The 15,967-nt window shown below is 48.6% G+C and carries 9 protein-coding genes; 3 read left to right on the top strand and 6 right to left on the bottom strand.

The window, feature by feature from the left end; translation table 11 throughout:
- Positions 1 to 18 precede the first annotated feature (18 nt).
- A complete protein-coding gene (locus tag F7231_RS27715) occupies positions 19 to 381 on the bottom strand; it encodes a C1orf53 family protein (protein ID WP_310589192.1) in 363 nt (120 codons plus the stop codon).
- On the opposite strand from F7231_RS27715, the gene rocD reads away from it, so the two are divergent.
- On the top strand, positions 304 to 1,551 hold the full coding sequence (gene rocD / locus F7231_RS09995) for an ornithine--oxo-acid transaminase (protein ID WP_166691783.1): 1,248 nt from the start codon (positions 304 to 306) through the stop codon (positions 1,549 to 1,551). The genes F7231_RS27715 and rocD overlap by 78 nt on opposite strands.
- Positions 1,552 to 1,642: 91 nt before the next feature.
- Here rocD and F7231_RS10000 read toward each other — a convergent pair whose 3' ends face one another.
- The 4 genes from F7231_RS10000 to F7231_RS10015 all read right to left on the bottom strand — a co-directional run bounded on the left by F7231_RS10000 (position 1,643) and on the right by F7231_RS10015 (position 11,393).
- Positions 1,643 to 2,650 (bottom strand): M48 family metalloprotease, encoded by a 1,008-nt coding sequence (locus tag F7231_RS10000; RefSeq protein WP_166691784.1) that lies wholly within the window; start codon positions 2,648 to 2,650, stop codon positions 1,643 to 1,645.
- 228 nt (positions 2,651 to 2,878) lie between these two features.
- A complete protein-coding gene (locus tag F7231_RS10005) occupies positions 2,879 to 7,036 on the bottom strand; it encodes a PA14 domain-containing protein (RefSeq protein WP_229369776.1) in 4,158 nt (1,385 codons plus the stop codon).
- A 391-nt stretch (positions 7,037 to 7,427) separates the two neighbouring features.
- Entirely contained in the window at positions 7,428 to 10,658 is a 3,231-nt protein-coding gene (locus F7231_RS10010) for a right-handed parallel beta-helix repeat-containing protein (protein ID WP_166691785.1), read from the bottom strand.
- Between the two features lie 297 nt (positions 10,659 to 10,955).
- Complete coding sequence (locus F7231_RS10015; RefSeq protein WP_166691786.1) at positions 10,956 to 11,393, bottom strand: response regulator; 438 nt, start codon at positions 11,391 to 11,393, stop codon at positions 10,956 to 10,958.
- A 338-nt stretch (positions 11,394 to 11,731) separates the two neighbouring features.
- Between F7231_RS10015 and F7231_RS10020 the strand changes: the two genes are divergently transcribed.
- Positions 11,732 to 12,472, top strand: coding sequence for a response regulator transcription factor (locus tag F7231_RS10020; protein WP_229369819.1), 741 nt, complete (start codon positions 11,732 to 11,734; stop codon positions 12,470 to 12,472).
- On the opposite strand, the gene F7231_RS10025 is transcribed toward F7231_RS10020, so the two are convergent.
- Entirely contained in the window at positions 12,469 to 12,954 is a 486-nt protein-coding gene (locus F7231_RS10025; RefSeq protein WP_166691788.1) for a response regulator, read from the bottom strand. The two genes, F7231_RS10020 and F7231_RS10025, sit on opposite strands and share 4 nt — an antisense overlap.
- A 578-nt stretch (positions 12,955 to 13,532) precedes the next feature.
- On the opposite strand from F7231_RS10025, the gene F7231_RS10030 reads away from it, so the two are divergent.
- Complete coding sequence (locus tag F7231_RS10030; protein ID WP_166691789.1) at positions 13,533 to 15,866, top strand: GumC family protein; 2,334 nt, start codon at positions 13,533 to 13,535, stop codon at positions 15,864 to 15,866.
- Positions 15,867 to 15,967: the final 101 nt, after the last annotated feature.

A 15,967-nucleotide genomic window follows, 5' to 3' on the forward strand; every position in this document is an offset into this window, starting at 1 on the left:
TCCCTGTGAATGTGCAAATTATTTTTCTTTTCTGTACCCGTATGGGCAATGGCGGCAGCCGCTTTTACAACAATAGCCCCGCTTCAGGTGGTAATTGGCGGTGAAAACAACAAAGCCCTCCCTGGTCATGTAGTAATCCTCATCGGCTAAGCCCGGGATCTTGCGTTTCTTTGGTCGATCTTCGGTCATAGTACTTAGGTACGTTATATTTACGGTAGATTCCACAGAGCAACAGCCTGTTGACTCGAATGGTTTTGACGTATAGGGTGGCACCGAGCTTAAAAACCGATTAAAAATTCTGAAATGACAACATCTACCCCCACCTCCCCCGCTGAACAGGCTATTTATCTCGAAGATCAATTCGGTGCTCACAATTACCATCCTATACCAGTGGTGTTGTCGCGTGGTGAAGGCGTATTTCTGTGGGATCTGGACAACAAACGGTATTATGATTTCCTGTCAGCCTACAGCGCCGTTAGTCAGGGGCATTGCCACCCGCACATTATCAACGCCCTCACCCAACAGGCGCAGCGGCTGACCCTCACATCGCGAGCCTTTCACAACGACCAGTTGGGTCGGTGCGAAAAATACCTCTGCGAGTACTTCGGTTTCGACAAAGTGCTGATGATGAACTCAGGCGTTGAAGCCGGCGAAACAGCCCTTAAGCTGACCCGCAAATGGGCCTACAAGGTGAAGGGCATTCCGCAGGATCAGGCCAAAACCGTGTTTGCAGAGGGTAATTTCTGGGGCCGTACACTTGCCGCTATCTCATCGTCGACCGACCCCAGCAGTACCAACGATTATGGTCCGCTGCTGCCCGGGTACGTACTTGTGCCGTATAATGATCTGGCCGCGCTCGAAGCGACCTTCGCAGCCGACCCCCACATTGCCGGGTTTATGGTTGAACCCATTCAGGGAGAAGCCGGTGTGCTGGTGCCTGATGACGGGTATCTGCGTGGGGTACGTGCCCTGTGCACAAAATACAATGTGCTGTTTATTGCCGATGAGGTGCAGACAGGCATTGGCCGTACGGGACGCCGGATAGCCTGCGACCACGAAGAGGTCTTACCCGACATACTGGTGTTGGGCAAGGCGCTGTCGGGTGGTGTGATGCCGGTGTCGGCGGTGCTGGCTTCCAATGAAATTATGCTGACGATCCGGCCCGGCGAACATGGTAGCACCTTTGGTGGTAATCCGCTGGGTTGCGCGGTGGCCATGGCGGCGTTGGATGTGGTACAGAACGAGAAGTTGTCGGAGAACGCAGCAGCGATGGGGCAGATTTTTCGCCACCGAATGAATGCGCTCCGGGCCGAAACAGACTTAGTTCAGTTGGTACGCGGCAAAGGACTGCTAAATGCTATCGTGATTCAGGAACGCCCCGAATTTAGCGAAGAAACTGCTTGGGAACTGTGCCTGCGCCTGCGCGATAACGGCCTGCTATGCAAGCCTACGCATGGCGATAAAATCCGCTTTGCCCCTCCCCTCGTGATCACTGAAGCCCAAATGAACGAAGCCTGCGACATTATCGAGAAGACGATAAAGGAGTTTTAAGTCTAAGGAGAAAGGCAAGAAATAAGAGAGGCGTTGCTGATGCATCGAATGACCATCAGCAACGCCTCTCTTATTTCTTAGCTCACACAGCTTACCTCAACACGTCGTTTACGTAGTTTCCTTCTTCCTCCACATCACCATCGGCGTTGAACAACGTACCTGGGCCAGTACGTTTTCCATTTCGGAACGTACCTACAAACTTATCGCCGTCAGCAAAGTAATAAGTGCCTTTACCATGTGGCTGGTCGTAGGCAAACTGACCCGTATAGCGATCGCCGTTGGGGTAATAATAGGTTCCGTCACCCGTGCGAAGGTTCATCAGAACGCCACCCTGGTACTTCACCCGCCCATTCGGGTACACCTGCGTCACGGTAACGGGCACTACTCCGTCCGGAGCAGCTGAGACCTGGCTGTTTACCTTCGCTTCAGCAGATGACCTTGGGGCCGAAGCCACCACGGGCGGAGCCGGACGGCTGGGCGTTACCGACTTTGTTCTGGGGTAAATGCCATCGGCTTCAGTCCAGCCTTTCCGGATGGCCTCTAGCCGCGAAGCACGAGCTGGGTGCGAGGCCGATGCGGCTACACTACCAAGCGCCCGAATGGCTACCAGCGACTCATCAAGCGTAGCTCCGAGCTGATGGAGCACAAAGCCAGAAAACCGGTCGGCTTCCAGTTCCTTCTGATGCGAGCTGCCGCCCGAGGCCAGGGTATGTCCCTGTAGATGATGCCCAATTTCATGAGCCATGATACTGGTAGCCGACCAATTGGTTTCAGTAGCCTCTTCGAGCTGCTGCATAAACGCTCCATCATAGATAATGAAGCGTTGCCCGTTCATGACGGTAGCAAAGCAGTTTTGAGTTTCCGGGCACTCAATCACTTTAAAATTCTGCATCAACCCGATAGGCTTCAAAATCTGGTCAATTACCCGCCTGGCACGGCTGCTGCTCTGGTCATTATAGGTACAGGGGTTGGCTGGTGCGCGACCACCCGTGTAACTGCAAATAAATGAAGGTGACGACGATGCGGGCGACTGGGCAAACAGGCTACCCGTCAGTAAAGCGCCAACGAGCGCCGTAGTGATTGTTCTTGAGTTGTTCATCAGTGAGCGTATGGGTAAACGTCAGTATATAAAACGCTAAAGGCTGACCTGACATTATCCCACGGCGAATTGCACACAGATTAATTTCTCCTGACTATTTTGTCCAGACCTCAAACTGATAAGCCAGGTACGTTAACGCCAGAAAGCTGATTTCAGATAAGCTATTGCTTATCCAAAATCAGCTTTCTCGTAGCCAGTGCGTATAAACGAGCTAGCTATACAAACTGGTTAATCAGCCAGCAGCACCTTTTTGGTGATTCGATCGGTGCCCTGAATGAGGCTAAAGATATACATTCCCCGATTGTACTCGAGCACTGGGATGCGAATTACGTTTTCGCCCTGCACAACGGTTGTACGCTTTTGCATGACCGGATAGGCACCAACGCTGGTGAGTTGCATCGTCACGTCACCGGCCGTCGATGCGTAGTAACGTACCTGAAGCTCTTCACGAGCAGGCACCGGATAAACTTGTACGGCCATATCGGGCGTGAAGTCACTCGCCGTAGCTGCCATCCGGGCTGATCCGCTGGTCGGATACAGGTACGACTGAGGAACAACCTGCTGGGTTTGCCCTGGATAGATCCACTGCAGTTTGGCAACCGCCCCAATAATATTATCGAAATACTCCATTCGGATGTCGTACCGCTGGCCGGCGACGAGCAAAATAGTTGGCCCGTTATTTGTCTTTACAGCTCGGCCATTCCAATCGTCGACAAGGAGTTTGCCATTCACCCACAACCGTACGCCGTCATCTGTTGTAGTGCTGAAGGTGTAGCTGCCTGTTACCGGCGCTTTTACCTGCCCTGTCCACCGCACCGAGAAATAATCAGTGTTGATCCCTGACGATGGAGAACCAGTTCCCCAGTCGAAATTGATCGTTGCATCTGTACGGGTCAACACAATCGGGGCAGTCATGGTAGTGTTATTGAAATAGTCGGCCCGTAATCCAGTACCATCGCCAGCAACCAGCGTACTGATTCGCTGATAAGCAGACGCTGGAATGGTTCGTTTGGTAATGCCCGGCCCGCTGTAACTCACGGTCAGCGCCTGGCCACCGCCGCCCTGGAAGTACGGAATGCAGATAGCATGTGTACCAGCTTTCAGCCCGATGGTGCCCGACCGTTCCTGCTCAGCATGTCCACCATCGTTGTTCACCACCTCAGTAGTACCAATCAGCAACTTGCTGCCATCGTCTGAGTAGGTGTAGAAAGTATATACACCATCGGTAGGCACTGTGATGTAGCCAGCATACCGAATCCCGTAGTTACTGTCCCGCGAACGGACAGCCAGATCAGGCAATGCATTAATGCCAGCTTTAGCCGGAATAAGCGCACTGAAGTTGGGTAACGTACCCCAGCTGCCTTCAAAATAGCCGTAATCGAGACCTGCTACCGTGTTAGCTGGGTTTTCAGGGGTGCGTAGTGATACAGCTACCGGAGCTGGGGTTACGGTAGCTGTGCGCCGGTAAGCAGTTGCTGGAATAGCCTGCTTACCCAACCCTGGACCACTATAACTCACAGTCATTACTTGACCGCCACCGCCCTGGAAGTACGGAATGCTGATGGCGTGCGTACCCGCTTTCAAGCCAATAGTGCCTGACCGTTCCTGCTCCGCATGTCCACCATCGTTATCTACGACTACTGTGTTACCAATCAGCAGCTTGCTGCCGTCGTCTGAATAAGTGTAGAAGGTATACACCCCGTCGGCAGGCACTGTCACATACCCTGTATATAGCATGCCGTAATTAATCTCGCGGGCTCTACCAGCCAGATTCGGTAGCGTGTTGGTGCTCGTCTTCAGGGGTGTCAGCGCACTAAAATTAGGTAGCATACTCCAGGTACCTTCATAATAGCCATAGTCAAGTCCCTCCTGCGTATTGCTCGGGTTCTCAGGGTCACGCAGTGCGACGATTACAGGGGGAGTTACCGGAGCAACTCGTACCAAAGCCGACCCTGGCAGCACTTGCTTAGTAATGTCCGGCCCACTATAACTCACTGTTAGGGCCTGTCCCCCACCACCCTGGTAATACGGGATGCTAATGGCGTGTGTACCGGCTTTCAATCCAATCGTGCCCCACCGCTCCTGTTCGGCGTGACTGCCATCGTTATCTACAACTACCGTATTACCAATCAGTAGTTTGCTGCCATCATCCGAGTTGGTATAAAAAGTATATACGCCGTCGGTAGGTACAGTAATATAACCTGAATACAATAGTCCGTACCCTTCGTCTTTCAACCGTACTGACAAGTCTGGAACTGCATTGTTACCCGCTTTTATGGGTGTTAGTGCGCTGAAGTTAGGCAGTACATTCCAGCTTCCTTCATAATAGCCGAAGTTCAGTCCAGCCACCGCATTCGCCGGGTTTTCGGGCTCACGCAACACAATCGGTGTAGCGTTTTTATCACTAAACAGCACAACTGAGGCAAAGGCTCCAACCGTCACCTGGTCGGTGCATACTGTATTTCGAGCGTCGCGATACGTACCTGAAAGCGGTACCTGAATAGGGCTTCCCGTTGGGTTACCAATAAATTTGATTACGTCATCGGGATTTCCTGAGGTATAGGTAACAGGACTTTTTATCGTATTCATGTCTTTACTGTACCGGCTCCTCCAGCTTTCCAGCGACAGGTCGGCCCCAGTTGTACTATTATAGACAGCCCGGATGGTATACGTATCCTCAAATGGGCGTGCGTATACGTTGTTGTCTATCTGCCCAAAGCTCCCCAGGTCATTTTGCGCCGACTCGTATTTAACGTTGAACTGATAAGCTAATCGACTCACGAATATATTATTCTGAATCAAGTTGTTACGCGGCTGACAGCCACCAGCGGTCGTAACTGCTAATTGGCCTTCACCATTGTTGTATGCCGTATTACCGGTTACAGTGATGTTCGATGAACCATGCAGAAAGATACCCAGGCCACGGCAATCATATACTGAGTTGTTGGCTACTTCAATATTAGTAGTACAATCGTCGAGGTAAATGCCATTAGCCCCTGAGTAAGCACCGCCTGGCGTGCCTTCCGGTGCCCCAATCCCATTGTAAACCAGGTTCGACAGGATACGGATGTTGCTCATGGCCTGTTGATTGCCATTCCAGATGTAGAGGCCACTTCCATCACTTTTGGTCAGGCAAAAGTTACTGATCCTGTTGCGCTGAATAGTAGTGCTACTGGCGAAATTAAGGGCATTGTAGCCAATGCTGTCAAATATATTGTCTTCGATTATCGTGTTCCCTGTGCTTGCCGACGCGAATCCCGAGTAGGTGCCATCGCCACTCCGCCCGCGACCGGGTGATAGTGCAATTCGACGTACGGTGTTGCCCCGAAACGTGATAGCCTGATACGCAGAGATAGCAACTCCATTGTTGTTGATATCCTCGATCAGGTTGTTTTCGATCGATACCCGACTACCGTTGCCCCGAACTAGGATACCGTCTTCACCAGCCTGACTAATAGTGTTGTCTGAAACGATCAGGTTAGAGCCATTCATGATCGACAAGTTGGTTGTCAAGGCCTGCGACAGCTCCAGATTGCGCAGGGTAACAAACGAAACGTTCGTCATCGAAACGGCTTCATTGTGGACCGTAGCGGCAATAGATTGGTTATTCGGATCACCCTGACTATCAAACAATCGGATCGATTTGGTAGACGGGTTATAGTACCACTCTCCCGCCTGGTCGAGCGTAGCCGGGTGCCCCTGAATAAAGTAACCCCATCCATCGGCTATATCATAAGTGCCGGCACTCGCTAAAGTGAGTGTATTACCATTTTGCCCCGTAATGGCTGATCGGTTCAGTATCCATTGTACCGGACGGAATACGGCTTCGCCTCCGACCCAGTTGGTGCTTATGGCCTGTTGGCTGGTGAGTTGCGTCTTACCCACATGCGATTGTACAGTAAGGTAGCCCTTGTTCCCTGCGTCGGGGTTGGGGTACCGACCCAGCGGCAGAGCTGTATTATCGCGGTATAACCCGGTTACTCGGTCGCCACAAGCACTGCAACTGGCCTCCCAGATATTATTCCCCAGGCTAGTCCAGTTGGTGACTCGCACCGAACCGGTTAGCCGAGGTTTATTACCTGCTCCGTAGCCATCTACAATGATTGGTTTGTCAGATGTACCCGACTGTCGGATCAGCAGCGTGCCGTTGAACGTGTCATTACGCCTGAACAGCACCTGGTCACCAGGCTGCAACAGCAGGCTGTTAACCTTCGCAATTGTTTGAAATGGAGCATCGGCCGATCGACCTGCATTACTGTCGCTACCAGTGTTGGCAACATAGTAAGTAGTTTGCCCTAAAGCAACTGAGAGACTACCGCTTAGCAGTAGGCACACGGAGGCGTGACGAGCCAGTTTAATGGCCCGTGAGGTCACGAAATTTTTCAAGTTACGGATGGGATTACGTATAAATCTCAGGCAAACTTACGAAGTTTTAGAACTATATAATCTATCTGCTTAATTCCAAGCAGAAGTTATCTAATGGCGTAAGTGGCAATATTTATACCAACTTTTTTTAATAATATATAATTATAAGACTAATCTATAGCGGTTTTTGCAGACTCATATACAGAACAAATGAAAGTAGTTACAGATGGCTATACTTTTTTCAACGTTTAGCGACCGTAAACCTCCCAATTAGGATAAGTAAAAAACCGAGTGTCCGAAAAAATCGAAATTGTAGGCACGCAGTCATTCGCCCCATCAGTGCTCGTTGAGTATAGAGCCAATGGAGAATAGTAACAAATACCCTACCAATACTACAGGAGAAGTATAAAAATTACCAAACTCGTACGTCGGACTGAGTTTGATCGTCTTCACCATTGGTGAATCCGTTGCCTGGTGTTGAGTCCGGGTCGCCCACGGAGCAAGACATGATCTGTGCTTTGTTAACCCAAAAGCCAGGAAGAGTGACACGTACCCAAAAGGATATTGTTGCGGTTGAATTGGCGGCTATCGTATCTATTGTGTTTGTTATAGTACGCCCGTTAATAGACCAATTGGCTGACTCTGCCAGGTCAAATCCGTCAGGTAGTATATTCTGTACCGTTACGCCACGGGCATCCATACCGCCTGCATTAGTTACTGACAGCGTGTAGCTGATTAACTCACCAAGCGCCGGCACACGCTTACTGACCGCCATGTGCAAACTAAGGTCGGCCTGGGTTGCGCTTGGCACTGGCTGGCTGGAAACCACTGCTGGCAGCACACGTTGATTGGGATTAGGCGATTCGTATAGCGCTGTCGCCTCACCAACCCGCAATTCAGTTGTCGAAGCATCATCTTCTCCATCAGCCGTGCCGGTGTTAGGGTTGCTATCAGGGTCATGTGATGTGGCGGTTGTTAATTGCGCCGACATCCTAAAGAGGCCTGGTGAAGTTGCCCTGATCGAAACCGCGTACGTGGTATCTCGGTAAGGGGCTAGTGGCAGCACGGTGCCGTTCAGCACGTTGTCAGTATAAGGCTGGCCGTTCACAGCGGTGAACTCCATGTTAGCTGGTAACCTATATGTCCATTTGGCCAGTTCAGCGCTGGTGGCGCCTTCATTACGAACCGTCAACCTGACTGTAGTTGGTTCATTTATTTGCAAAACCCGCTTATCACTGAATAACGAGAGACTAAGATCGGCCGGAGGAAAGGGAAGGGTATCCCTTAACAGGACAACAGATGTAAACGGTTTTAGTACCAGCGACTTTGCATAGGCCTGATTTTTTACGTCCCGGAAAGCGCCAGCCGGCAACATAACCGTACTATCTTTTAAAGTAGGGTTGTAATACAACTTGATAAAGTCGTCGGGGTTATTTCGAACAGGTACGTCTTCCTGCACACGTACATTATCTATCCAGAAAGCAGGTTCTTCCTGATTCGTTTGAAGCATGATAATAGCATCCTGATCATCATCCGACGCCGTGAACACCACCTCATAGCTTTTGCGATCCGGACCGATTGATAGCGTATATCGCCCATCAAATTCACGAAACGGTGGCCCATATTGCCGGATATAAGCCATAATATTGATCATACCCGTGGATACGGCATCGAAACGCAGCACATATGTTTTTCCCTTTCTAATTGGCCCTACGCGCTTCACCAACTGCGCGTATGAATCTGCCTGACCTGATGGGGTAGGAAAAGAGAGTTTAAGACTTCCACCATCCAGTCTACTTATATTATCCCGTACAATTGACGCATTTCCATACCGGCTATACACAACCTCCCAGCCGTCAAGACCTGTATCAAATGTGCTGCTGATTCGATTAGCGCCACCAGCGCTTTCCGCTAGATATTGATTGTACGTAATGGGACTGCTCTTAGAATGCAAATCCTGTCCCTTTGAAAATTTTTGCCAATCAGGCAATGAGAAATTACCACCTTGTCCCCAATTGACAATTCCTCTTATTGTTGCCGCTTCGTTAAATGGTCTGGCGTAATAATTTGAATCAATTGCCCCATATTGTAGTAGGTCATCAGCATCTGATTCAAATTGAGCCACCATCTGGGAACTTGACTTACTGATTATAATATTTCTTTTTATTATATCGCCCCTGATAGGACAATGTCCTGCATTGTGATAAAGTACTAATTGACAGGTATTATTATCAAATAAAGTGTTATCTGTGAATGTAATACGACTAGCCGCATGTAGAAAAACGCCCCATTGTGTATTGCCAAAGATAGTATTCCCTTTTATCGTTACATTCTCAACACAATCGTCCATGAATATTCCAATTGAATAATCAACCCATGGCGTATTTCCAGGCGGTTTCGTGTAAAAAATATTGTTCAATACATATATGTTGGACATAGGAGATTTATTACCGTTATGCGCGTAAACTCCACCACCATCAATTTTTATAAAGCAATAGTTAGCAATAACATTCCTCTGTATTGTTGTATTTTTTTCGAAGGTAATACCATTATAGCCAACGCTATCGAGTGTGTTATTTTCAATCAATACGTTCTGACTCGCCTTTGACGTAATGCCATTGTACTGACCATCACCACTCTTACCTCTACCAGGTAAAATTGCAATTCGCCGTATTGAATTTCCCCTTAGAGTGACGTTTTGATAAGGATCTATCCAGACGCCATTATTATTAATAGTATGAATCTTACTGTTTTCTAACAAGATATTATTTCCTGACCCTAAAATAATGACTCCATCTTCACCAGCATTTAAGACATCGAGATTTGATAAAGTCAGATTAGACACATTCTGCCCATAAACGCTTGTATTTAAGGTTTCTGCTACCTGTAAATTACGGATCGTAACATACGCGCTAGTTGCTATATCGATACCACGTCCCGATGTTGTAACTGTGTATAAACCACTCGACAAAAAATCACCTTCATAGTAGATTGATATTTTTTTCCCTGCGGCATCGTAGCACCACTCACCTGGCCTATCTAACGTTGCCGGATGGTTTTGAAAAAAGTATTCTGAATTATCCCTGGGGGTATAATTAGAGTAATTAAATAAATTCAGGGCATCTCCGTACTGCGCATCCACAACAGCACGATCAATAATCCAAGCCGTAGGTCTCATGACTACTTCTGCGCCCTTCCAGTTTATGTTATAAGGCAGGTTTTCCTGGCTGAATATCTGGTACTTTTCAGTGTGCGCTCTTATAGTTAAGTTGCCTTTATTAGGCGCATCGGCATTAGGGTAACGGCCCAATGGCAAAGGCGCACCATCACGGTATAGACCCGTCACAGCACTACCGCATGACGAACAGGGCGCCTGCCAGACGTTGTTACCAGCGCTTGTCCAGTTTGTAACTGGTACTGACCCCGATATAACCGGCTTTGATCCGCTACCATAGGCATCGAACACAATCGGTTGCGTTGCTGAGCCCGACCGACGAACGAGCAACGTACCCCGGAAGGTATCGCCACGACGGAAAAGCACTTGGTCACCGGCTCTCAGGGCTAGACTGTTCACCTTGGCCAGGCTTTGAAAAGGCGTCCCGGTTGATGTGCCATTATTTGAGTCGCTACCCGATGCCGACACATAATAAGTGGTTTGTCCCAAAATGGCTGACCCCGTAGCAAGGATGATGCATAGGGTTGGGAAGATAAGTAGTAGTATATTTCTATAGATATACTTCTTTTTCAGGTTCGTTGAGCTCGTAAACATGGTAAGATAGCCTCAAAATGCAAGCCAGATTTTGCGCGATAATTCGATACAATGCCAGCATTGCCACTATAAGGGTGCAAGCTATCCTCTGATAGACATATGAAGCTAATATATATATGTAATGGTACTTCTTTATATATGAGATGGTACTTAACCGAGTTGTCGAACAGCCTAAACCGTAATCAATGATTGTTGATGCAGCTTGAACCAATAGGTACATACAGTTGGTAGCAATTGCTCTGCCGCTTCCAAGTTTTCTGGTTTAACCATATATGAATTAGCTCCGGCACCGTAACAGGCAGATACATCACTATCCGCATTTGTACTGCTCATTAGTACTACAGGTGTGTTTTTGTAGCGAGCCGTTTCACGCAGTTTCATGATCAACTCACACCAAGTTGTTACAGGTGATGAAGCACCGATTACTATAAGGCCTGGCTGGTCTTCGCCTATAAGTGCCCGCTGCAAAGCCCGACCATTCTCGAACAACCGTAACTCATATTCTGGTAGAAAACAGGTAAACACGTGGCGTACTAGCTGGCGATATTCAGCCGATTCGTCCGTGACGAACACAACAGGTCTAGATGAAGCATTGGTTAGTGTATCCACGAATAACGAATCTAATGTAGTGATGTATAGTATAACTAATCGCCGACATTTTTGGATTAAAGCCGAGCTAGTAAAGATAGAACCAGCCTAGCTTCGGAAAGTTTTGTATCCCCTACCGTCTGCTTAAAGGGCAACAGAAGTCCCTATATCGTGATCAACCGACGCAATTTTTGATCCAATGTTTGGCATAGAAAACCGACATGGCACATTATTCGTATGTCTTTACGATCATATATGACGAACCAGTCCGTACACTAACTAACAGAAACAAACCACTATTTAGCTTCCGTTATCAGGCATACTCCAACTTAGATGAGAAATGTAGGCGGACTTTACATATGGGACTAATTACCAATGCATTACAGCACCCAGTATTGATTTCGCATCTGTCAGGAGCTAACAATTATTCATTTGTTCATTTCAGAACTGGCGAACAATTATTGGTGTCGAAATCACTTCGATTTTTGGAACGGCAACTTCCTTCATTCATCCGGATTCACAAAACGTTACTGGTTAATCCGACTTGCGTTGTCAAACTGCAAACGCAAGTGCATTCAAAAGGGAGTGGAGCCGTTGTGCTTGAAGATGGTACAGTACTCCCTGTTAGTCGACGTCAGTGGCCAGTGTTGGTTCATTCGGTGGAGGCTGACGACTCGGCGGCTGTAGAACCAGAGCGGTCTATCGCATTCGTATCAAGTGACACTACGAAAAGCCTGCTTCTACGACAAATTATCGAAGACAATTGGCCGTTGACATTGGTTCATGTTTTAGACAACAGTGCTTTCCTTTCACAGCTATTGGCGTTGGCTCAGATTGAACGCCCTGTACTGCTGCTCATCGATCTTCGGCAGTCTACACTAAGCCGACTAGCCTTGCTACAGGAGTTGAAAGGCAACCCACGTCTACGCCGATTACCGGTGGTTCTATTGGTAGGACCCCGTGCCGAGGGAACCCGATCGGGCTATGCGCTTCAGGCCAATTCTGTGATAACAATTCCAGAAGACAACAGCCAGTTTGTTGATATAATGGAGCAAGTTTGCCGCTACTGGCTCACAATGGCATCATTACCAAGTATTTAATAACGATAATCAGTATGAGGCAACAATACCGTCTCCCACCAGTATTTTCTCAGGAGTTGAAAAAAAGTGGGCCATTCCTTCTCAATACTTGGCTTGACCAAGTACGACGAGCTGCCCCAATCGTACGCTTCGCTTATAGCATCCGGGTTATCCGCATCGCTCAGAATGACAACCGGAATTTGGTTGGCTGGTGCAGGGAGCGCTTTTATGCGCCGCAATGTATCCCAGCTATTTGCCTGTAATGGCATTAATAGATCGAGCAGGATCATACGGGGCAGCCGCCACTCGTCAATATGGCATGCGCCCAGGTAGGCTAACGCTTGCTCCTCATTGATAGCTTTGACGAGTTCAACCTCAGGAATGGCGTCAATCAGATGATGTTCAATCGATGCCAGATTACTTAGTTCATTTCCGATGATGAGGATCCTGGATGGGTGAACGCTCTGTTTATGAAACGGAGCAGGCTTAGCTTCATTTTTCATATCCGTTATGCCATTGAGTGCACTACAATGATACAGAACACCCCTTTATTTTTTATACAGGCTATAGATTATAGCGACAATACAGCACCCGAACCAGCATTCAGTAGGCTGGTCAAGCCTGATAACAAAGAGGTAACAGAAGCGTATAACCTATACCGTTCCTATTTGTACTTTATTAAGAATAGCTGTACTTCAATTTATATGCGTATAACTGACTGTATCAATTTACCTGCTGAATAGCAAACGATGTCACCATGTTGGGCTAAGTTAGCAGTTAGTTACAACGGCTCTAATTGTATTATTCTGTGTTAAAAAATGAGTTTACAATTGTCTATTGGCTAACCCTTTACCGCCTGCTCTGATTTAGAACCGGAACCTCATTTTCAGCTTATCCAATCGTAGTCGCCAACATCATTCTACGTTAATTCACCAGTGAATCTTTCGCCGGAGATCTAATTAAGTGTCAAAAGGATAGTCTTAATGTATTTTTAGTACCATAAGACAGCCTTTTTATTGTACTATTTTCGGTTTTTGATTTACAATAATACTGGCTCTTTTGCCAGCTTACAACAAACGTTATGTCAACTTCAACTACGGTCTACACCCCGTACTCGCTCATGGAGAGCAATCGTCCAAATGTCCGGGCGATCATCTTCCGCTATGTTCGCCATTGGCCCTGGTTTGTACTTTCGCTGGGTCTGGCCCTAGGCGCTGCCTACCTTTATTTGCGTTACAAGCAACCAATCTACCGGGTTCAAGCCAGCTTGCTGCTACTCGATGGCAACAAATCAGATGAACAGGGCGGGGCTTTACGCGAGTTTCAGGCGGCCACACCCAAGAAGTCAGTAGAGAACGAAATTGAGATGCTACGCTCAGCTTCGCTCATGGGTCAGGTTGTAGAAAAGCTCCACCTGGAACACCGGTACTTTCACGAGACCAAATTTGGTAAGCGGGAAATTTACCAGGAAAGCCCAATTGAGCTGATCGTTGAGAAAGGGCAACCTATCCTCTACGAAGAGCCAATCACACTCACGTTTAGCAGCAACTCAATTGCCCGGATTAACGGTACACCAATTCCGCTCAACCAGTCGGTTAATACAGAGGTTGGTCGTATTCGGGTAGCTACCCGCAAACCTGTATCTGCAAGTACCGAGCCAATTATTGTTCAGGCATCAACTAAGCAGGCGGTAGCGGGCGATTATGTGGGCCGGCTGAAGGCTGAGCCAACTAGCAAAACATCATCGGTAGTTGTTCTTACCGTCGACGACGCCGTTCCTGCAAAAGGAGAAGCCGTGTTAAACACGCTGATCGCCGAATACAACCTGGCGTCTATTCAAAGCAAAAACAAGGTAGCATCCAATACACTACAGTTTATCCAGCAGCGGTTGAATGGGCTGTCGGGCGAATTGTCGGGGGTTGAACGCCGGGTTGAAAGCTTCAAGTCTAGTGAAGGTATTACCGATTTGAGCACGCAGGCACAAACATTCCTGCTTTCGGCAAAAGAGAATGACGCGAAGCTGAACGAGGTGAACGTACAACTGTCGGCCTTGAATGACCTGCAGAAATACGCGCGTAGCCAGTCTACCGACCAGAGTGATGCACCAGCAACTGTTGGGCTAAGCAATCCGGTATTGATTAGCCTGATCGGTAAAGCTTCTGATCTGGAACTGCAACGTACCCAGTTGGCGCAAACTACATCGAGCTCCAATCCGCAATTGCAAGGTATCGACGACCAGATTCGGGCAACGAAACGCCGGATTTCGGAGAATGTGCAGACGATGAAGAATATGCTCGAAAGCACGCAGCGCACTTACCAGGCTAAAAACCAGGCACTAGCTGGCCAGATTCGGCAGGTACCTCGCCAAGAACGGGCACTGATGGATATCTCACGTCAGCAGGCTATCAAAAACGATCTGTACACGTACCTGCTACAAAAGCGGGAAGAAACAGCCGTTGCCTTTGCCGCTGCCGTGTCTGACAGCCGTACGGTCGACGCCGCCATCAGCAGCATGACTCCGGTGAAACCAGTGAAACCAATGATCTATCTGCTGTTTGGTATGGTAGGCTTACTTCTTCCACTGGGTGCCATTGCCGGTATCGACTCGCTCAACCAGCGGATCCGAAGCAGACACGAGGTTGAAAAATCAACAATCACACCAATACTTGGCGAGCTGTCAAGCAATCCGGGTTCAGGTAAAAAACGGTTGGTTATTACGCACCGCAGCCGCTCACTAATTACCGAGCAGATACGCACGCTGCGGGCTAACCTGCCATTTATTGAATCGGCCGAAGGAGGCAGTCATGTGTTGCTGGTAACATCGAGCATCAGTGGAGAAGGGAAAACGTTTGTATCACTAAACCTGGGAGCCAGCCTCTCGCTGGTTGATCGACCAACGGTGGTGCTGGAAATGGACTTGCGCCGCCCGACTTACCAGGAGTCGTTCCATCTTGACACTAACATCGGCATTAGCGAATACCTGTCGGGCGAGGCTACATTGAGCGATGTGCTGCAGCCAGTACCAGGGTACAAGAATTTCTTCATGATCAGCAGCGGCACGATGAGCGAAGACCAGAACCCGGCCGAACTCCTCAGTTCGCCCCGGCTACGGCAGCTTATCACCGACCTGCGCGAGCAGTTTGCCTACGTAGTCCTCGACACCCCTCCGCTGGGGTTGGTATCAGATGCCCAGTTGATGGCTCCGTTTGCCGACTCGACGCTGTTTGTTGTCCGGCACGGCGTAACACCCCAAACCAGCCTGAAAGCTATTGAGCTGGTTCGTCGCGAGCAACGATTCAAAAATCTTAATCTGGTGCTAAATGGTGTTGTTGGCAATGATGGCTCTTACCTCAGCCACAGCCATAAAGATCGCTACTACCAAGCTGCGCAGCCACGCCGGTGGCTGCGCGGATAGTTCTTTTCTTTTCTCAATGTTCACGTTAACACTTCTTTCCAACTAAACAGACTGTTTTTGAGCGCACGCGATTGACAAAAACCAAATTACCAGGGGTGCTG

The sequence above is a fragment of the Fibrivirga algicola genome, from assembly GCF_011742925.1.
GTDB classification, from domain to species: domain Bacteria; phylum Bacteroidota; class Bacteroidia; order Cytophagales; family Spirosomataceae; genus Fibrella; species Fibrella algicola.

Excerpts from the sequence above, each read along its gene's own strand:
- rocD (WP_166691783.1), top strand. The coding sequence starts at position 304 with ATGACAACATCTACCCCCACCTCCCCCGCTGAACAGGCTATTTATCTC.
- F7231_RS27715 (WP_310589192.1), bottom strand. The coding sequence starts at position 381 with ATGGTAATTGTGAGCACCGAATTGATCTTCGAGATAAATAGCCTGTTC.
- F7231_RS10000 (WP_166691784.1), bottom strand. The coding sequence starts at position 2,650 with ATGAACAACTCAAGAACAATCACTACGGCGCTCGTTGGCGCTTTACTG.
- F7231_RS10020 (WP_229369819.1), top strand. The coding sequence starts at position 11,732 with ATGGGACTAATTACCAATGCATTACAGCACCCAGTATTGATTTCGCAT.
- F7231_RS10025 (WP_166691788.1), bottom strand. The coding sequence starts at position 12,954 with ATGAAAAATGAAGCTAAGCCTGCTCCGTTTCATAAACAGAGCGTTCAC.
- F7231_RS10030 (WP_166691789.1), top strand. The coding sequence starts at position 13,533 with ATGTCAACTTCAACTACGGTCTACACCCCGTACTCGCTCATGGAGAGC.